This window comes from Stappia taiwanensis (assembly GCF_014635285.1).
GTDB classification, from domain to species: domain Bacteria; phylum Pseudomonadota; class Alphaproteobacteria; order Rhizobiales; family Stappiaceae; genus Stappia; species Stappia taiwanensis.
The window spans coordinates 45,531-64,357 of the sequence record NZ_BMCR01000009.1; the positions used below are offsets into that span (position 1 = coordinate 45,531).

Annotated in this window: 15 protein-coding genes; 8 read left to right on the forward strand and 7 right to left on the reverse strand. The window is 65.8% G+C overall.

Going from position 1 to position 18,827, the window contains the following annotated elements:
- Positions 1-48 precede the first annotated feature (48 nt).
- A complete protein-coding gene (rpmE, locus tag IEV83_RS17595; protein WP_181760514.1) occupies positions 49-273 on the reverse strand; it encodes a 50S ribosomal protein L31 in 225 nt (74 codons plus the stop codon).
- A gap of 456 nt (positions 274-729) precedes the next feature.
- On the opposite strand from rpmE, the gene IEV83_RS17600 reads away from it, so the two are divergent.
- Positions 730-2,577 (forward strand): ABC transporter transmembrane domain-containing protein, encoded by a 1,848-nt coding sequence (locus IEV83_RS17600; protein WP_181760515.1) that lies wholly within the window; start codon positions 730-732, stop codon positions 2,575-2,577.
- A 109-nt stretch (positions 2,578-2,686) separates the two neighbouring features.
- On the opposite strand, the gene IEV83_RS17605 is transcribed toward IEV83_RS17600, so the two are convergent.
- Together IEV83_RS17605 and IEV83_RS17610 are read right to left on the reverse strand one after the other, a co-directional pair.
- Complete coding sequence (locus tag IEV83_RS17605; protein ID WP_181760516.1) at positions 2,687-3,478, reverse strand: SDR family NAD(P)-dependent oxidoreductase; 792 nt, start codon at positions 3,476-3,478, stop codon at positions 2,687-2,689.
- Positions 3,479-3,750: 272 nt separating this feature from the next.
- Entirely contained in the window at positions 3,751-5,664 is a 1,914-nt protein-coding gene (locus IEV83_RS17610; protein ID WP_181760517.1) for a propionyl-CoA synthetase, read from the reverse strand.
- Positions 5,665-6,016: 352 nt separating this feature from the next.
- On the opposite strand from IEV83_RS17610, the gene IEV83_RS17615 reads away from it, so the two are divergent.
- Together IEV83_RS17615 and IEV83_RS17620 are read left to right on the forward strand one after the other, a co-directional pair.
- Complete coding sequence (locus tag IEV83_RS17615; RefSeq protein WP_181760518.1) at positions 6,017-6,778, forward strand: sulfite exporter TauE/SafE family protein; 762 nt, start codon at positions 6,017-6,019, stop codon at positions 6,776-6,778.
- A 102-nt stretch (positions 6,779-6,880) separates the two neighbouring features.
- Positions 6,881-8,518, forward strand: coding sequence for an acyl-CoA synthetase (locus tag IEV83_RS17620; RefSeq protein ID WP_181760519.1), 1,638 nt, complete (start codon positions 6,881-6,883; stop codon positions 8,516-8,518).
- Positions 8,519-8,648: 130 nt separating this feature from the next.
- Here IEV83_RS17620 and IEV83_RS17625 read toward each other — a convergent pair whose 3' ends face one another.
- Positions 8,649-8,828 carry a YdcH family protein gene (locus IEV83_RS17625; protein ID WP_181760520.1) on the reverse strand — a complete coding sequence of 60 codons (180 nt, stop codon included), beginning with the start codon at positions 8,826-8,828 and terminating at the stop codon, positions 8,649-8,651.
- 278 nt (positions 8,829-9,106) lie between these two features.
- On the opposite strand from IEV83_RS17625, the gene IEV83_RS17630 reads away from it, so the two are divergent.
- The 3 genes from IEV83_RS17630 (at position 9,107) to IEV83_RS17640 (ending at position 11,132) form a co-directional block, all read left to right on the forward strand.
- Positions 9,107-9,328 carry a YdcH family protein gene (locus IEV83_RS17630; protein WP_224910483.1) on the forward strand — a complete coding sequence of 74 codons (222 nt, stop codon included), beginning with the start codon at positions 9,107-9,109 and terminating at the stop codon, positions 9,326-9,328.
- Between the two features lie 169 nt (positions 9,329-9,497).
- Positions 9,498-9,995, forward strand: coding sequence for a 5-(carboxyamino)imidazole ribonucleotide mutase (gene purE / locus IEV83_RS17635; RefSeq protein ID WP_181760521.1), 498 nt, complete (start codon positions 9,498-9,500; stop codon positions 9,993-9,995).
- Between the two features lie 27 nt (positions 9,996-10,022).
- Complete coding sequence (locus IEV83_RS17640) at positions 10,023-11,132, forward strand: 5-(carboxyamino)imidazole ribonucleotide synthase (protein WP_181760522.1); 1,110 nt, start codon at positions 10,023-10,025, stop codon at positions 11,130-11,132.
- 66 nt (positions 11,133-11,198) lie between these two features.
- Here the strand turns inward: IEV83_RS17640 and IEV83_RS17645 are convergent, their stop codons facing one another.
- Entirely contained in the window at positions 11,199-12,590 is a 1,392-nt protein-coding gene (locus IEV83_RS17645) for an MATE family efflux transporter (RefSeq protein WP_181760523.1), read from the reverse strand.
- 393 nt (positions 12,591-12,983) lie between these two features.
- Here IEV83_RS17645 and rpsU point away from each other — a divergent pair, with 393 nt between their 5' ends.
- Together rpsU and IEV83_RS17655 are read left to right on the forward strand one after the other, a co-directional pair.
- Positions 12,984-13,211 (forward strand): 30S ribosomal protein S21, encoded by a 228-nt coding sequence (gene rpsU / locus IEV83_RS17650; RefSeq protein ID WP_029059436.1) that lies wholly within the window; start codon positions 12,984-12,986, stop codon positions 13,209-13,211.
- 445 nt (positions 13,212-13,656) lie between these two features.
- A complete protein-coding gene (locus tag IEV83_RS17655; RefSeq protein WP_181760524.1) occupies positions 13,657-14,508 on the forward strand; it encodes a tetratricopeptide repeat protein in 852 nt (283 codons plus the stop codon).
- A gap of 149 nt (positions 14,509-14,657) precedes the next feature.
- On the opposite strand, the gene mepK is transcribed toward IEV83_RS17655, so the two are convergent.
- On the reverse strand, positions 14,658-16,349 hold the full coding sequence (gene mepK / locus IEV83_RS20380; RefSeq protein WP_181760525.1) for a peptidoglycan L,D-endopeptidase MepK: 1,692 nt from the start codon (positions 16,347-16,349) through the stop codon (positions 14,658-14,660).
- A gap of 450 nt (positions 16,350-16,799) precedes the next feature.
- Positions 16,800-18,689 (reverse strand): L,D-transpeptidase family protein, encoded by a 1,890-nt coding sequence (locus tag IEV83_RS17665; protein WP_181760526.1) that lies wholly within the window; start codon positions 18,687-18,689, stop codon positions 16,800-16,802.
- Positions 18,690-18,827 lie beyond the last annotated feature (138 nt).

Consider the following 18,827-nt stretch of genomic DNA (forward strand, 5'->3'; position numbering starts at 1 on the left):
GGCCGATGCGACCGGGGTTTTTTCATTTTGAAACGCTGTGGTCCCGGATCAGTTGCCGAGGAAGCCAGCGTACTTGTTCTTGAAGCGCGAGACGCGGCCGCCACGATCCATCAGCTGACGGTCGCCGCCGGTCCAGGCCGGATGCGTCCGCGGATCAATGTCGAGCTGGAGCGAGTCGCCGTCCGCGCCATAGGTGGAGCGGGTGAAGAATTCGCTGCCGTCCGTCATCACCACCTTGATGGTGTGGTAATCGGGATGAATGTCTTTTTTCATCGTCTGTCCCCGTGCCTGCGGCGAACACCGGCCCTGGGGAGGCGCGGCGCTTGTGGTTGCTGTCTTGCGTCTGTCACGGCACCGATGCCGCATATCCCGGACAAGCACCGAAACGGCGCCGAAAGGTCGAGGATTGCGGTGGATGCACTGTCCGACGGGTCCCGCGTCCGCCAGATGCGGAGCGCGACCCAAAACCTTCAGGCGCGAGGCTATAGCGGAAATGCACCGGCAAGACAAGAGCCAGCGTGCCTGCACCGTGCCTCCCCCGACCGGAAACCGGCAATCATCATCCGAACGTCGGGGCAACGAGCCCCGATTGCCGTTGGGGGTGCGCCCGATTGTCCCTGCCGCACGATTGGCGCCAACGCACGGAACCGGCTATGGTCCGGCGGAAAACGATCCGCGCCACCCGCCCGGCGCTGCTCACCAGGCTGACCAGGAACGGAAAGAGACAGAGTGTCCCGCTACGGTTCAACATCCTCGCCCGAACGCTCGGGAAACCGCGACATCCGCCCTCTCGGGGCGTTGCTGCCCTATCTCGCCCGCTACAAGGGCCGCGTCCTGCTGGCGCTCTTGGCGCTTGTTGGCGCCGCCGTGACGACGCTGGTCCTGCCGGTCGCCATCCGTCGCATGATCGACTTCGGCTTCGGTGCCGACGATCCGGCCCTGATCAACAGCTACTTCACCGTGCTGATCGCCGTGGTCGCCTGTCTCGCCGGGTTCAGCGCTCTGCGCTATTTCCTCGTTACCTCGCTCGGCGAACGGATCGTCGCCGATATCCGCGCCGACGTCTTCGCCCATCTGGTGCACCTGTCGCCGGCCTATTTTGACAGCGCCAAATCCGGCGAGATGGTCTCCCGGCTGACAGCCGATGCGACCCAGGTCAAATCCGCCGTCGGCGCCAGCGCCTCCATCGCCATGCGCAATCTGGTGATGTTCCTCGGCGCCTCCGCCATGATGGTGGTCACCAGCCCGCGCCTGTCCCTGTTCGTCCTCGCCGCGATCCCGGTGATCGTGCTGCCGCTGATCGCCTTCGGCCGCTCCGTGCGCCGCCGGTCGCGCAAGGCACAGGACACGTTGGCCGACGCCTCCGCCTATGCCTCGGAGGCCATCGGCGCGGTCCGCACTCTTCAGGCCTTCACCAACGAGAAGCTCGCTGGAAACCGCTTCGCCGCCTCCGTGGAAGAGGCCTTCCGCGCCGCCAGGACTGCGATTCTTGCGCGGGCGCTGCTCACCGCCTTCGCCATCTTCGTGATCGCCTCCAGCGTCGTCACCGTGCTCTGGGTCGGCGCCAGCGACGTCTTCACCGGACGCATTTCCGCCGGCGAGCTCGGGCAGTTCCTGCTTTATTCGATCTTCGCCGCAGGCGCGCTCGGCGAGCTCAGCCAGGTCTGGGGCGAGATTTCCCTGGCCGCCGGCGCCGCCGAGCGGCTGGCCGAACTCTTGCGGATCGAGCCGGAAATCTCCGCTCCGGAAAACCCTGTCGCCCTGCCCGCACGGATCAGCGGCAGCGTTCGCTTCGACAAGGTGTCCTTCTCCTACGCCAAGGGCAGCGACGTGCCAGTGGTCAATGGCATCGACCTCGATATCGCGCCGGGAGAAACCGTAGCGGTCGTCGGCCCGTCCGGCGCCGGCAAGTCGACCCTGTTCCATCTGCTGATGCGCTTTTACGACCCCAGCGAAGGCGCCATCCTGATCGACGGCATGGACCTCAGGACCTGCGATCCGCGCGACATTCGCGGACACATGGCGCTGGTGCCGCAGGACACGGTTGTCTTCGGCACCACCGTTCTGGAGAACATCGCCTTCGGGCGCCCGGACGCCACCCCCGAGGAGATTCGCCGGGCCGCCGAACTGGCGCTTGCCGACGAATTCATCCGCGCCCTGCCGCAGGGCTATGACACGGAGATCGGCGAGCGCGGCGTCACCCTGTCCGGCGGCCAGCGCCAACGCATCGCCATTGCCCGGGCGATCCTCAAGGATGCGCCGCTGCTGCTGCTCGACGAGGCCACCAGCGCGCTGGACGCGGAAAGCGAGACCGTGGTGCAGCAGGCGCTGGAACGGCTGATGGAACAGCGCACGACGCTGGTGATCGCCCACCGGCTCGCCACCATCCTGAAATCGGACCGCATCATCGTCATGGACGGCGGCAAGATCGTCGAAACCGGCACCCACAGCGATCTGGTGGCCCGCGGCGGGCTCTATGCCAAGCTGGCGAAGCTGCAATTCGAAACCGGCGCCCAGGCGTTTTCTGCGGCTTCCGAGGCCTCGGCCCCGCTCGCCGAAAGCGCCGCCGGCGAATAGGCCGCGCCGCGAGGCGCCAGCGCCAACGAAAAGGGCCGGGGAATCGCTTCCCCGGCCCTTTTGTTTGTCTGAAGACCGACCGGCCCAACGGCCGGTCAGGGCAGCCCCCTCAGTCCTCGTCGGGAACCGGGACCGTGTAGTTGAGCGGCAGACGACCGCCATCGGCATACAAGGTCTGACCGGTCATGTAGCTGGCATCGTCGGAAGCCAGGAACGCCGCGACGCCGGCGATTTCCGAAGGCTCGCCCACGCGCCCCATCGGCGTGCGCGACAAGACCCGCGCCTTTGCCGCCGGGTCGGAATTCACCGACGCCAGCATCTCCGTCATGATCGAGCCCGGCCCGATGCCGTTGACGCGAATGCCGTAGGGGGCCAGCGACAGCGCCGCCACCTTGGTGAGCTGGTTCATGCCGCCCTTGGAGATCGAATAGGGCACCTGGTTGGCAATGGCGAACACCGCGTTCACCGACGACATGTTGATGATCGTGCCGGGCGTGCCACCATCCTTGACCTTGTCGACCATATGCCGGGCAACCGCCTGGGAGCACAGGAACGCGCCCTTCAGGTTGACGCCCAGCACCCGGTCGAAATCGGCCTCTTCCAGATCGAGAAAATCCGCGCCGACGACGATGCCGGCATTGTTGACCAGGATGTCGATGTCGCCGAACGCGTCGAGCGTCGCGGCGACGAGATTGCGCACGTCGAGCTTCTCGGCGACATTGCAATGCACATAACGCACCTCGCCGAGCGCGCCGAGTTCGGCTTCCGCCGCAGCGCCCCGCGCATCATCGAGGTCGGCAATGACGACCTTCGCTCCGTCCTGCACGAAACGCCTGGCAATGGCGAATCCGATGCCACCGGCTGCGCCGGTGACGATGGCTACCTTGTTCTCCAGAGACACGGAACCCTCGCTTGTGTCGTGGCCTCGGGCTAAGGCTCCCGCATCCCGAAAACCGGGATCGAGCACCTGTGGGCCAACTCCTATCAGATCGGAAGCACGCGGCGGCCTTTGAAATATCCCGCCTTACACCCCCATCAACGAACGATCATGGCATTGCGTGGGCGGTCCCTCCCGGCCCGCGCACGCAACCACGCCGCGCGACCATAGGCTGGCCCGCGCCTCCTGTCGATGCCCGCCGGCCCCCATCTGCCGGCGGGTTCCTCCCCCCTCTATCAGGTGCTGCCGGCCAGCCCACGTTCCTTGAGCGCATCCTCAATCTCGTCGAGAATACCCGGATCGTCGATGGTCGCCGGCATCTTGAACGCATCGCCGTCGGCGATCTGGCGCATGGTCGCCCGCAGGATCTTGCCCGAGCGCGTCTTCGGCAGGCGCTCCACGGTGATCGCCAGCTTGAACGCCGCCACCGGACCGATCTTCTCCCGCACGATGCGAACGAGTTCCGCCTCGATCTCCGCCGTCGGCCGGTCGACCCCGGCCTTCAGAACGACGAAACCACAAGGGGTTTGACCCTTCAGCTTATCGGTAATCCCGACGACGGCGCACTCGGCCACATCCGGATGGCTGGCCAGCACCTCTTCCATCGCCCCGGTGGACAAACGATGCCCCGCCACGTTGATGATGTCGTCGGTGCGCGCCATGATGAAGAGGTAGCCTTCCTCGTCCATGATCCCGGCATCCGCGGTCTTGTAGTAGCCCGGGAACTCGTCCAGATAGCTGCTGCGGAAGCGCTCGGGCGCCTGCCACAGGGTCGGCAGGCAGCCGGGGGGCAGCGGCAGCTTGATCACCACATTGCCGAGGGTGCCAGCCGGCACCGGATGACCGGCATCATCCAGCACCTGCACATCGTAGCCCGGCATCGGCACGCTCGGCGAGCCGTGCTTGATCGGCAACAGGCCGAGCCCCAAGGGATTGCCGGCAATCGCCCAACCGGTTTCCGTCTGCCACCAATGGTCGATCACCGGAACGCCCAGCTTGTCCTCGGCCCACTGCAGCGTGTCCGGATCGGCGCGCTCGCCAGCCAGGAACAGGGAGCGGAAGGCCGCCAGATCATAATCGCCGATCAGCTTGCCTTCGGGATCTTCCTTCTTGATTGCCCGGAAGGCGGTCGGCGCGGTGAACAGGCTCACCACGTTGTGGTCGGAAATCACCCGCCAGAACACGCCCGCATCGGGCGTTCCCACCGGCTTGCCCTCGAACACAAGGGTGGTCGCCCCGTGCAGCAGCGGCGCATAGACGATGTAGGAATGGCCAACCACCCAACCGACGTCGGAGGCGGTCCAGAACACCTCGCCCGGCTCGATGCCGTAGAGGTTCTTCATCGACCACTTCAGCGCGACCATGTGCCCGCCATTGTCGCGAACCACGCCCTTGGGCTGCCCGGTGGTGCCGGAGGTATAGAGGATATAGAGCGGATCGGTCGCCTTCACCGGCACGCAATCGACCGTGCGGCCGGCCGCCATCGCCTCGCCCATCAGCGCCCCGAGGTCATGGTCGCGGCCCTCGATCAGCGTCGCCTCGGCCTGCTCCCGCTGCAGCACGAAACAGGCCTCGGGCTTGTGCGCGGACAATTCGATCGCCTCGTCGAGCAACGGCTTGTAGGCCACGACCCGGCCCGGCTCGATACCGCAGGACGCGGCGACAATGGCCTTCGGGCCGGCATCTTCGATCCGGGTGGCCAGCTCACGTGCGGCGAACCCGCCGAACACCACCGAATGCACCGCGCCAAGACGGGCGCAGGCGAGCATCGCCATCAGCGCCTCGGGGATCATCGGCATGTAGATGATCACCCGGTCGCCCTTGGTCACCCCCTTGTCGACCAGACATGCCGCCAGCGCATTGACCCGCGCAAGCACCTCCTTATAGGTGTAGCTTGCCGACTTGCCGGTGATCGGGCTGTCATAGATGATCGCCGGCTGGCCCGGGCGGCCACGCTCCACATGGCGATCGAGACAATTGTAGCAGGTGTTGCATTCCGCGCCGGCAAACCACTGGCCAAAACTGCCGAGCGAAGGGTCGAACACCTTGTCCCAGGGCTTGATCCAGTCGATCTCGGCGGCGGCCTCCGCCCAGAAGGCCTCAGGGTCCCGCATCGATTTGCCATAGACCTCGTGATAACGGCTTGGCATTCTGTCACTCCTCGTTGCCGACCCGCGATCGGCGAAGCCGTCACGGTCTGTCTCTTTCGCCCTGAAGCGTGCTGCCCGAAGCGATCCGCGAAAAGCGCGCCGCCTGTCGGTCCGCCACCGGAGACACTGGCACTTTTCACATCCAGACAGTATGTGCCGCCAGCGCCAAGGGAAAGGCAAGTCCGCCCGGCTAAGACATTCGGCGAAGAGGACGACAGGTGAAACCACCCTCCGGCACGCCGACCGACACGCGTCAACATGACAGAGCTGCGCGAAGGGCGTATAGGCTCGGACTGGAGCCTTCCCGCATCCCGTGTCCTGCCCTCCCCCTTTCGCCCGAGACCCCTCCCACGTGACCCCGATCGCAGATCCCCTCTTCTACGCCCTTGCCGTCCCGGCCGTGATCATGGTCGGGCTGGCCAAGGGCGGCTTCGGCGGCCCGCTGTCCCTGCTCGGCGTGCCAATGATGGCGCTTGTCATCCCGCCGGTGCAGGCGGCCGGCATCATGCTGCCGATCCTCGTCGTCATGGACATGGCCGGGCTCGTCGCCTATCGCCGCAGCTTCGATGCCACCAGCCTGAAGATCCTCTTGCCCGCCGCCATTGTCGGCATCGTCCTCGGCTATTTCACCGCCGCACAGGTTAGCGATGCCCATGTCCGCCTGCTGGTCGGCCTGGTCGCCATCCTGTTCACCCTCGACAGCCTGCGCGGCGGCGCCGCCCGCAGCGCCCCGCGTCCGCACCGCCCCTGGGCCGGGCGTTTCTGGGGCATGATCGCCGGCTTCACCAGCTTCGTCAGCCATGCCGGCAGCCCGCCGTTCCAGATCTACATGCTGCCGCTGCGCCTCGATCCGCTGCGCTTCGCCGGCACATCGGTGCTGTTCTTCACGGCGATGAACGCAATCAAGCTGGTGCCCTATGGCCTGCTCGGTCAGTTCGACGCGGCCAATCTGGCGACCTCCGCCCTGCTTCTGCCGCTCGCGCCGCTGGCGACGCTGGCCGGCGTCTGGCTGGTCCGGCGCACCCGGCCCGCGCTGTTCTACCGCATCACCCACGCTGCGGTGGCGGTGATCGGCTGCAAGCTCTTGTGGGACGGGGTCACCGGCTTGATGTGACTCAATGACCGCCCCCTTACGCCTTTCGCATGGTTGATCCTTACCGGGTTTGGCGGTTTGATGGCTCGCCCGACCGGGCAATTCGGTTCTCCGGAGGAATGAATGGCTGAGACTGGCAGTCCCTATACCCGCGATCTCGACAAGACGCAGGCAAACCACACCCCCTTGTCGCCGCTGAGTTTCCTGGCGCGCGCCGCCTTCGTCTTTCCCGATCGCACCGCGATCGTGCATGGAACCCGGCGCACCAGTTACCAGGACTTCTATGCCCGCGCGCGCCAGCTTGCCTCCGCGCTCGCCGCACGCGGCATCGGCAAGAACGACACCGTGACGGTGATGCTGTCCAACACCCCGCCGATGCTGGAAGCCCATTACGGCGTGCCGATGACCGGCGCCGTGCTGCACTCGCTGAACACCCGGCTCGACGCCACGGTACTGGCCTTCCAGCTCGACCATGCCGAGAGCAAGGTGGTGATCACCGACCGGGAATTCGCCCCGGTGATGAAGGAGGCGCTGGCGCTGGCCACCGTCAAGCCGCTGGTCATCGACTATGACGACCCGGAATTCCCGCAAGATGGCGAGCGCCTCGGCTCACAGGATTACGAAGCCTTCCTCACCTCCGGCGACCCGGATTACGCCTGGTCGCTGCCGGAGGACGAATGGGACGCGATTTCGCTGAACTACACCTCGGGCACCACCGGCAATCCCAAGGGCGTCGTCTATCATCATCGCGGCGCCTATCTGCTGGCCCAGGCCAACATTCTCACCGCCTCGATGGCCAAGCACCCGGTCTATCTGTGGACCCTGCCGATGTTCCACTGCAACGGCTGGTGCTTCCCCTGGTCGATCTCGATCGTCGCCGGCACCCATGTGTGCCTGCGTCAGGTGCGGCCCAAGCCGATCTGGGACGCGCTCGCCGACGAGGGGGTCACCCATCTGTGCGGCGCTCCCGTGGTCATGACCACCCTGCTCAATGCTCCCGAGGCGGACAAGCGCGACCTCGCCGGCCGCGTCGTCGAATTCTTCACCGCTGCCGCCCCGCCGCCCGAGGCCGTGCTTGCGGCAATGAAGGAGGCCGGCTTCAACGTCACCCATCTCTATGGTCTGACCGAGGTCTACGGACCGGCGGTGGTCAATGAATGGAAGGACGAGTGGAATGCCCGGCCGGCCGAGGAACAGGCCACCCTCAAGGCGCGCCAGGGGGTGCGCTACGTCGCCCTCGACGGCCTGAGCGTGCGCGATCCGATGACCATGGAGCCGGTGCCGGCGGATGGAAACACCCTCGGCGAGGTGATGTTCCGCGGCAATGTGGTGATGAAGGGCTATCTGAAGAACCGGGAAGCGACCGACGAGGCGTTTGCCGGCGGCTGGTTCCACTCCGGCGACCTCGGCGTCCTGCATCCCGACGGCTATATCCAGCTCAAGGACCGGTCCAAGGACATCATCATTTCCGGCGGCGAGAACATTTCCTCCATCGAAGTGGAAGACGCGCTGTTCCGGCATCCGGATGTGGTCGCCGCCGCCGTGGTCGCCCGGCCCGACGAGAAATGGGGCGAGACCCCGTGCGCCTTCGTCGAGCTGCGCCCGGGAGCGGAGGTCTCCGCCAAGGAGATCACCGATTTCTGCCGCGAGCGGCTGGCCCATTTCAAGGTGCCCCGGCATGTCATTTTTACGGAGCTGCCGAAAACCTCGACCGGCAAGATCCAGAAATACGTGCTGCGGGAAATGGCGCGCGAGAGCTGACGCAGGTGGCCGGACGCCCCTCGGCTCCGGCGCGTCCCCGCCCCCATGAAACGACAAAAGCCGCGGCAATGCCGCGGCTTTTACGTCAGCAGACTTCCGAGGAAGCCGGTAGTTTGTCAGTGCAAATCGCTCAATGCACGGTTTTAGCGCCGCCCAGCCGAGTAATCTCGTCCTTGAGTTGAAGCTTCCGGCGCTTGAGATCTGCAATGGCAAGCGAGTCCATACTTGGATGACGCATTGCTTCTTCCAGCTTCCGCTCAAGATCCGAGTGACGCTTCTGCAACTCGACGAGATGCGACTGTAGTGACATGGAAAACCTCCTTGCCTATTCGCTTTTGACGACGTGAGTGTGACACAGCCATTCCTCGCTGTCGAACAGTTCCGACTCAAGGTGACGTAGCGACATCCGCCCTTCCGGAAAAATTCCTCCGCCCTGCGACACCCTGCCTCAACCCCGCCTTGCGCTCCCCGTTTTCGCGCCTTTGAAATCCCCTACCTTTCCCGGAACATACGCGGTATCTTTGCGGGGCGCGCGCACCAGCATGCGCGACGACGGGACGGGATCGCGAAGAACGCTTGGAGACGGATATGGATTCAGGCATGGGCGTGGAACTGGATGAAAAATCGGTCCGGATCGAACTGGCGCGCCTGCGCCAGGAACATCGGGACCTGGACACAGCAATCGGCGCAATCATCGAGACCGGCCGGGCGGATGCCCTGCAGCTTCAGCGCATGAAGAAGAAGAAGCTCTTCCTCAAGGACCGGATTACCTCGCTGGAAGATCGTCTGTTGCCCGACATCATTGCCTGACGGAACGCACGGACCGGATTGCCCCGAACATCAGCGCCGGCTCAACCGGCTTGCCGCCCTTCCCCTGCGCCCGCCCTTGGAAACCCGCCCCTTGCGCGCCGCACCGCTCTGCCTATAATCCGCGCCTTTCCAGCCGACCTTCCCTTCGACACCAGTTTGCGAGAGTGGCATGACAACAAAGACGCCGGTGGTGGCGATCATCATGGGCAGTCAATCGGACTGGCCGACCATGAAACATGCCGCCGACACGCTGGAAGCGCTCGGTGTGCCGTTCGAGGCGCGCATCGTCTCGGCCCATCGCACGCCGGAACGGCTCTACGAGTTTTCCCGCTCCGCCCGCGATGCCGGCTTCAAGGTGGTCATCGCCGGTGCGGGCGGCGCCGCGCATCTGCCGGGCATGACCGCCTCCATGACCCCGCTCCCGGTCTTTGGCGTGCCGATCGAATCGCGCACCCTGAAGGGCGAGGACAGCCTCCTGTCGATCGTCCAGATGCCGGCCGGCATTCCGGTCGGCACCCTGGCCATCGGCCGCGCCGGCGCGGTCAACGCGGCGCTGCTTGCCGCCGCCGTGCTTGCCCTCAATGACGCGGATCTGGCCGACCGGCTCGATGCCTGGCGCCAGCGCCAGAGCGACGCGGTCGCCGAACGCCCCTCCGACGATCTCTGACAGCCCTGCGGGCGGAAAGACACCACCATGACGGCTCCCGACGCCAGCACGATCCTGAAGCCGGGCGCGACGCTCGGCATCCTCGGCGGTGGCCAGCTCGGCCGGATGCTGGCGCTTGCCGCAGCTCCGCTCGGCCTCAAGGTGCATGTGCTGTGCCCGGATCCGGACAGCCCCGCCTTCGACGTCGCCGCCGGCTTCACCGTCGCCGCCTATGACGACACCACCGCGCTCGATACCTTTGCCGCCGCCGTCGACGTGGTGACCTATGAGTTCGAGAACGTGCCCGGCCCGACGGCGGCACATCTGGCCGCCCGGGTTCCAGTGCGGCCGGGGCCAAACGCACTGGCCGTCTCCCAGGACCGGCTGGCGGAGAAGACATTCCTGCGCGAGAACGGCATTCCGGTCGCCGATTTCCGCGCCGTCGACAGTCAGGACGAGGTGCTCCCCGCGCTAGAGGCGCTTGGCGGTCAGGGCGTACTGAAGACCCGCCGCTTCGGCTATGACGGCAAGGGCCAGATGATGCTGCGCCAGAGCGCCGATGCCACCGGCGCCTTCCAGGCGCTCGGCTCGGCGCCGGCGATCATGGAAGCCTTCGTGCCCTTCGAGCGTGAGGTTTCGGTGATCGTTGCCCGCGGCCTCGACGGCACCTTGCGCGCCTATGATGTCGCCGAGAACCATCACGAACACCACATCCTGAAAACCTCGACCGTTCCGGCGACCTTGACCACCGACACTGCGGCCGAAGCCCGGCAACTGGCCGAGCGCATTGCCGAGAAGCTCGACTATATCGGCGTGCTCGGGGTCGAGATGTTCGTCCTGCCCGGCACGGGCGACGAAGCGGAGCGGCTGGTGGTCAACGAGATCGCCCCGCGCGTGCACAACTCCGGCCACTGGACCCAGGACGCCTGCCAGGTGTCCCAGTTCGAGCAGCATGTGCGGGCGGTCGCCGGCTGGCCGCTTGGCAGTGCGGAGCGGCACGCGGATGTGGTCATGGAAAACCTGATCGGCGCGGAGGTCGAGAGCTGGCCGGCGCTTGTCGCCGCGCCCGACGCCTGCCTGCACCTTTATGGCAAGGCGGAAAGCCGGCCGGGCCGCAAAATGGGCCATGTCAACCGACTGCGCCCCTTGCGCGCCTGATCGGCACGCATCCCGCTCTTCCGACAACAAGCTCACCCCGCGCCCATCGGCGCGGGGCCCGATCCGTCACACCAGGCCCAGACGCTCGCGCCAGGCAAAGCGCCACATCAGCGCCACCGACACGCTGGCAAGGCCCGCCGCCAGGCCCCACCAGATTCCGACGCCGCCGAAACCGCCGGGAAAGGCGAGGCCATAGGCAAGGCCCATGCCGACGCCCCAGTAGCCGAGGATCGCCAGCACCATCGGCACCTTGGTATCCGACAGCCCGCGCAGAACGCAGCCGCCCACCACCTGCACCCCGTCGAACAGCTGGAACACTGCCGCGACCAGCAGGAAGGTAATGCCAATGGCCATCACCTCGTCGGCCTGCGGATTGTCCAGATCGAGAAAAAGCCGCACCAGCATTTCCGGGAAGGACCAGAAGACCAGGGCACCGCAGAACATGAACAGCATCGCGCCGAACAGCGCGACCCAGCCGGCGCGCCCGACCGCCGCCCGATCGCGGTGGCCTGCGGCCAGACCGACGCGAATCATGCCGGCCTGACCAAGCCCGAGCGGCACCATGAAGGTGATCGAGGCGAGTTGCGCGGCGATACCATGCGCCGCCAGCGGCAAGGTGCCGATCCAGCCCATCATCACCGAGGCGCCGGAAAACAGGGCGACCTCCACAAGCAGCGTCACCGCGACCGGCCACCCGAGCCGCAGGATTTCCAGCATCTTCGGCCAGTCGCTGCGCCAGATCCGGCCGAGAATCGCATAACGCCGCAGCTGCCTCTGTCGCAGGGTATAGATCACCAGCACCACCACGGTCAGCGACGCAGTGGCGACCGAGGCAATGCCGGCGCCGACCAGCTCCAGCCGGGGAAAGCCGAAATGACCGAAGATCAGCAAATAGTCGATCCCGGCATTCATCAGCGCCGCCGCCACTGTCGCCCACAGCACCACCTGCGCCTTTTCCATCACGGTGATGAAGTTGCGCAGCGCCATGGTCAGGAGCGAGGGCAGGATCGAGAACATCATCACTTGCATGTAGTCGCCCGCCAGCGCCGAGACTTCCCGATCCTGACCCAACACCAGCATGATATCCTCGGTGAACCACAACACGCACCAGCTTGGGATGGTGTAGAGGATCGCGAACCAGATCCCCATCCGCACGGCCCGTCGCACATCGCGCGGCCGGCGGTCGCCGCGCGCGGTCGCCGCAAGCGGGATCACCGCCTGAAGCACGCCCATGCCAAACAGCCAGATCAGGATAAACAGGTTGAACGCCAGCACGGCGGCCGCCAGCTCCGTCGCCCCGAGCCAGCCGATCATCAGGACGTCGGTGGTGTTGATGGCCATCTGCGCCACCTGGGCACCGGCAATCGGCAGACCAAGCATCAGGGTCGGACGAATATCGCTCCGCCACAAATCGGAAAGACTCAGCCCTCCGGGCGACGCGGGTGTCGACCAGGACATCTTCAAGCTCCAGAGATTGAGTTCGGCTTTGCCGTAAGAATGCGGAGCCGCAACCTGGCCCGGCACCGGATCGTCTCACCACAGGTAGTTGCTTCGAAGAAGCCTGTCCAGCCTGTTCCACGCGCCCCGCAATAGTCTCGGCGGACCGGTTTTCTTGGCTCGGCCTTGCGTTTTCCGGCGAAGGACGGTGGACAACAACGCCTGTGTCTGCTACCAACCAGCCCTACCGAGCGACGTGAAAGCGGCGAACCGTTCTTTTTGTTTGAGCGGATGCCATATGCGGATTGCGCTTCCTCGTGGAGTGCGACCCGGTTTCGCTTCCGAGTCAGTTAAGAATTTGGTCCTGCGCCGAGGGTGGCAACGCTCCGGCGCGAGAACGATGGGAAAAAACGCGTGCAGGTTCTGGTTCGCGACAACAATGTCGATCAGGCGCTGAAGGCGCTCAAGAAGAAAATGCAGCGCGAAGGCATCTTTCGCGAGATGAAGCTTCGCGGCCATTACGAAAAGCCGTCCGAGAAAAAGGCGCGCGAGAAGGCTGAGGCCGTTCGTCGTGCCCGCAAGCTGGCCCGCAAGCGCGCCCAGCGCGAAGGTCTGCTGCCGAGCAAGGCGCCGCGCCGCTAATTTGACGCCTGTCTTCGCGTCGGCAAGCCGATGCGACGCACGGACGCGAACAGCTCTGCCGGACGGCCATGCGTTTGACGTCTTTCGTCAAGACCGCCTTCAGACCCGACACGTGCCACTTCGGCGCTCGTGTCGCTGGAGCGTACCTGCGTGGCTTTCTCATCAGTGACGCCGTGGGTTAACGGGCCAGCCGGAAAACGGTCTGGTCCGTTTGCATTTGGCGCGCGATGCTGACACGGTTACGCTGATGCGGGCGGTTGCCTCCAGACGCGATGGCGACCTGATTTCATTCCGGTTTTCGCCACGGCCGGCGAAGACCACGTCATTCGTCTCGAAACGGATGACATGGGCGGGCCAGGTCCATCCGGCACCTCCCGCAAGGCAGGAACCGATGCTGGTTTGTCGACACCGACAGGCCGCCGGGAACAGGCTGGAAGGAGCACCGATGCGCGAGGCCAGATTGCGCTTTTCCGCCATGGCGGGTCCCCTCACCGCCGTCGCACTGCTGCTTGCCGGCTGTCAGAGCTCAGGGGTCTCCGGCGTCAAGATCGACCGCTCCGCCGGCTCGGCCGCCAATATCGAATCGCTCAATGCGGTGATCGACGCCAACCCGCGAGACGCAGCGGCCTACAACACCCGGGGCATCGCCTATGGCCGCGCTGGGCGCCTCGAAAAAGCCCTTTCCGATTTCGACACGGCACTGAAACTCTCGCCGGACTCCTATCAGTCCTATGCGAATCGGGCGCTGGTCTATCGCCGAATGGGCGATCTCAACAGGGCCATCGCCGACTACTCCGCCGCCCTGCGCATCAAGCCCGACTACGCCACCGCGCTGGTTGGCCGTGGCAATGCCTATCGACAGCAGAAACGCGACACGCTGGCACTGGCGGATTTTGACGCGGCGATTCGCGTCGATTCCGGCAATGCCCGGGCGTTTCACAATCGCGGCCTGATCTATCAGGCACAGGGACGGCACACCCAGGCGATCGAGGACTTCGCAACAGCAATCGGCCTCGACCCGAATGCAGCCGAGCCCTATATCGCCCGCGGCGTTTCCTATCTTGCGGTCAACGATCCGAAGGCCGCCTTCTCCGACCTGTCCGATGCGGTGAACCGCGACAAGCGCTCGGCCATGGCCTGGGCCAATCGCGGCGTCGCCCTCGAAGCGCTCGGCAAGCCCAATGACGCACGCCGCTCCTACAATCGCGCCCTCGGGATCGATCCTTCCAACGAGATCGCCCGCACCGGTATCGGCCGCTTGAACACGGGCACACCGCTCGGTGCCGCCGCCCGATAAGGTCGCGCATCTGACACACAGAACAATGCCGCGAGGCCGGTCGGGATCTCCAGAACCAGCTCTTCCGGCACGACCAACGAAAAACGCCGCGCCCCAGCCCGGGACGCGACGTTTTTTGTGTTACTCGCCGTCGCGGTGAACGGCAGCGCTTACTGGACGGTCAGCACCGGCAACAACACCACCGCAGGCCCTTCGAAGCGGTCCGCCTTCGGCGTCGCGGCAATGCGCGTGCCGAAGCGGTTGGCGAAGATCCGCCCACCTGGCGCCAGAAGCAGGCCGAGGCGCCGCTGGTTGGGGTGGGACAGCGCGGCGAAGGCACGGGTGCGGGTTGTCACCTCAGCGGACATCAGATGAGGCATCTCCCGATCCGGCAGCGCGGCGAATTTCGCCAGCGGGTCCTTGATCACCGGAGCCGGAACGCGGCCGGACAAGGATGCAGGGCGTGCGCCCGTTGCCGCGTCCATCGACGCCGCACGACGCGGCGGCACGGCGACCTTGCTGTCGGCAGGAGCCACAGCGCCTGCGGACGCTGCATAGGCAAGGGTGGCACCGGCAAGCCCGCTTTCCGGCTTGCGCGCCGGCGCGGTGGACCCGGTGACCGCGGCGATGGCGGAAACGCCATCCTGCGGCGGCGCCGGACGGGGAAGAGCGCCCGGGAAGGCCGACGCCATCTGGGCAGCAGCCGGCGCCGCTTCAGCCGAAGCGACCACCAGAGGACGGGCAGTCGGCGCAGGCAGTGCCGTATCGCCCCGCGCCAGCCGCTGTACCTGGGCTTCGAGCGTTCCCGGCTTCACCGTGCCATCGGTGGCGGCGGCAACGATGGCGGCAAATCCGTTTGGTTTGCTGGGCGGCACGACCTTGGCGACAATCACCGGATCGACCTCCGGCCGCGCTGCAGGTTCGGCCTTGGCCGGCGGAACCGCATCAGGTGCGGCAGCGCTGCGCACGCCCGGAGGTGCCTCGGAGGGCACCGGCGGCGGCGTGGCCGCCTCGGTGCGCGCAACCCGGGCAGCCGGACGCGGCGTCGCCGTATCCTTGGCGTCATCGCCGCCACCAAACAGGCGGGCGATCAGGCTCGGGCCACCGGAGCCGGACGCAGCAACCGGGGCCGGCCGCGAAATCGATCCGTTGCCGGAGGTGATATCCTGACCGGTGGTACGGATCCGCGCGCGAGTTCCGCTGGCGCTGGCAAGCACGGTCTTGCGCCGAGCGCCTCCGCCCTTGTGCCGGGCGAGCGCCTCCGCATAGCGCGGCATCTTCTTGCCATCGGTCGGAATGTGGATGGTATCGCCGCGCGGGAACACCTTGGCGAGCTGCCTGCGGGTCATGCGCGGCCAGTGGCGCACCGAACCGGTGTCCATATGCACAAACGGCGTGCGCGAGGTCGGATAATAGCCAACGCCGCCCACTTCCTTGCGCAGACCGATGGCCCTGAGCTTGGAGACATTGATCCCGGGAATGAAGAAATCCATGGCCCGGCCACGGGTATGCTGGCTCTTCTTGGCCACCCCGCGCGAACGGCGACGAAGCATGTTGTTGGTCGCCGGCGAGCGATACCCGGACACCACATGGATCGGCTTGCTGGTGCCGGCCTTCTGGTAGACCTCCCACACCAGGTCGAACAGCTTGGGGTCCATCTTGGTGATTTCATTCCGCCGCCAGTCGCGCAGGAAGCGGTTAAGCTCACGCAGACCGGAGGACACGTAGCGCCCGTTCTTCTTGAAGGTGATGGACACCCGTTCCTTGGTGTGGGTGTTGAACAGCTTCAGGGTTCGCGTTTCCGCCAACGCCTCGGACGGCGACAGGGAAACCAGCGCGCTGCTCGCAATCAAGCCAAGCATGGCGAACGCACATGCACTCGTTCGCACCCAGGAGAACCATGCCTCGAGCAATGTTCAGTCTCGCTTGTTTGCCGGCGGATACGCCGAACATCCGCCCCCCAATTGGACTGATGTAAGGCACCGAAGTTAAGAAGCCTTTACCGTATTCGGAAATGAGCGCAAATCGTGGCAATTACGCATCACAGCCACAAAAAAATGAATCTTCCACCTTTTCGCACTGATTTTTGTCGCCTTTTCCTGAGGCTGAACAGGGCGTTCCGGCACCGAAAGCACACGCCGGCCATGGTGCCACGCGGCATCGCACACGCCGGGCGCGCAGCTGGCTGCCCGGCTGCTGGAGACGGGGGAGAGACGACAAGAGACGGGCCACGGGGCAGACGTCAAAGGCGTCTCCGCCAGCGCCGCCGGGGCGGAGCCCAATTCCCCGGGACGCGGTTCCCGAAGCCCGCGTCAGCGATACATATCGTTGGAGCGGCGCTGGCGCAGCCGCTGCAATTCGGCCCGGCGGGTCCGCACATCCTTGTGCTCCACCTTCTTCGCCGCCGCCTTGGCCGGCGCGGCGCGGCGGGGGCTGCGCACCACAGGCGTAGCCACGGCAAAGCGCTGCCACTCCTGCCAGCCGTCGATCTTCAGTGCCTTGGTCAGCCGCGCATTGTGACCGTAGATGTCCGGCCGACGCTGCAGCCGCCCTTCCTCATCGACGAAAGCGGTGAAATAGGCCAGATGCACCGGCACCGCATGGGTGAGGTCGACCCGCCGTTCCTGACCGCCGACCATCTTCTTCAGCCGTGCCGCCGACCAGTTTTTATCCAGCTGCAGCAGAGCATCGGCGAAATCGAACGGATCCTTGACCCGCACGCAGCCATGCGAGAATGCCCGGCTCGAGCGCCCGAACAGGCGCTTGGACGGCGTATCGTGCAGGTAGACCGAATGCTTGTTCGGGAACATGAACTTGATCTGGCCGAGGGCATTGCCCCGGCCCGGCCGCTGACGAATGCGCACCGAGCGCAGATTGCCGCCGGCCCAGTCGACCGAGGCCGGGTTCACCACCCGCCCGCCGGCGAGCACCTCATAGTTCCGACCGCCCAGGTAGCCGTTCGGATTGGCCTGAATCGACGGCAACATCTCCTGCGAGACGATGGAAAAGGGCACGTTCCAGTACGGGTTGACGATGACATGATCCATCACGTCGGAAAACACCGGCGTCTGGTTGGACGGCTTGCCGACGACGATCCGCGTCTCGTAGACCTTGTTGCCGTCACGGTAGAGCCGCGCCTGAAACTCCGGAATGTTCACGAAGATGTGGAAGGCGCCGAGGTCGCGCGGCATCCAGCGCCACCGCTCCATATTGGCGATTACATCGGACACGGCCATGCCGTCATCGGCGACCGCGTTGAGCGCCAGCAGCGTGCGCGAGCCGACAATCCCGTCAGCATGCAAGCCATTGTCCCGCTGGAAGGTGAGCACCGCCTCCTTGAGCGCCTCGTCAAACAGCTCAGCCTCGCCCCCCTCGGCCACCGCAACGCCAAGCCGCTGGCGGAGCGCGGCAACGCGCGGGCCCGAGGCGCCCGGCTTCAAGGCCTTGCCGGCGGGAACGACAACCGGGCGATCCTCTTCCGCTTTCGGCTGGCGCAACAGTGCCAATTGCTCGCGCAGCGCCTGAAACTGAGGATGCGGCGGGTTGAACCCATCCAGCACGGTCAGCGGATTGCTGGCCTCGGCCAGGCTCTGCAAGGCGGCGACGGGCTCAGGACGTTTCGGGCTCACGGTGATGTAGCGGGACAGATCGTTCGGTTTGACCCGCCCGGCTTGCGCCTCTTCCGCATAGGCCAAGAGCGCCGCCGACAGATGGGTCTCGAACCGGGCAACGGTCTGCGCATCGAGCTTGCCGGCCGTGCGCGCCAGCCCCGCAGGCAGCGCGTAATCGGCTGGCTCCAGACCATCGCGATCGGCCTGCCCAAGCCGGCCAATCAGACGGCGCGCGGCCAGGGAGGGAATGCCATCGGCGCTCCACACCGGCGCGTTCTCCCGCGCCGCGTAGAAATCTGCCACCGCCTGCCAGCGCCGGGCGGTCAGGTACGGCGCTGCGGCGACCGCCTCGGCGCGCGCCGTCTTGTCGCTCAGATAAGCGCCCAGCGCCTCGCCAAGAGGATCGGCGGGTGTGGCGATGGTCTCGTCGTCGGTCTCAGGCGCCGCGACGGCATCTTCCACCGGCAGTTGCGGCCCGATCATCGCCACCGCGCCTTCGCCATAAGCCACCGTCGCGGAAGAAACGCCGACAAGACCGGCAAGCAGGAGCGCGGTGAGCGGGCCGGTGGCAGCAATCGTTCGGGCGGGCATCTGGGCGGTCCTGTTCTCGGGTGCCATGTCGGCGGTCGTGTTCTGAAATTCAGACGTCGGGAAACACATCTGTCGCGCCAGCAAAGACCGACCGGACGCGCGCGAAAAGACGCCGCGAACCGGTGCACCCTGATGGCT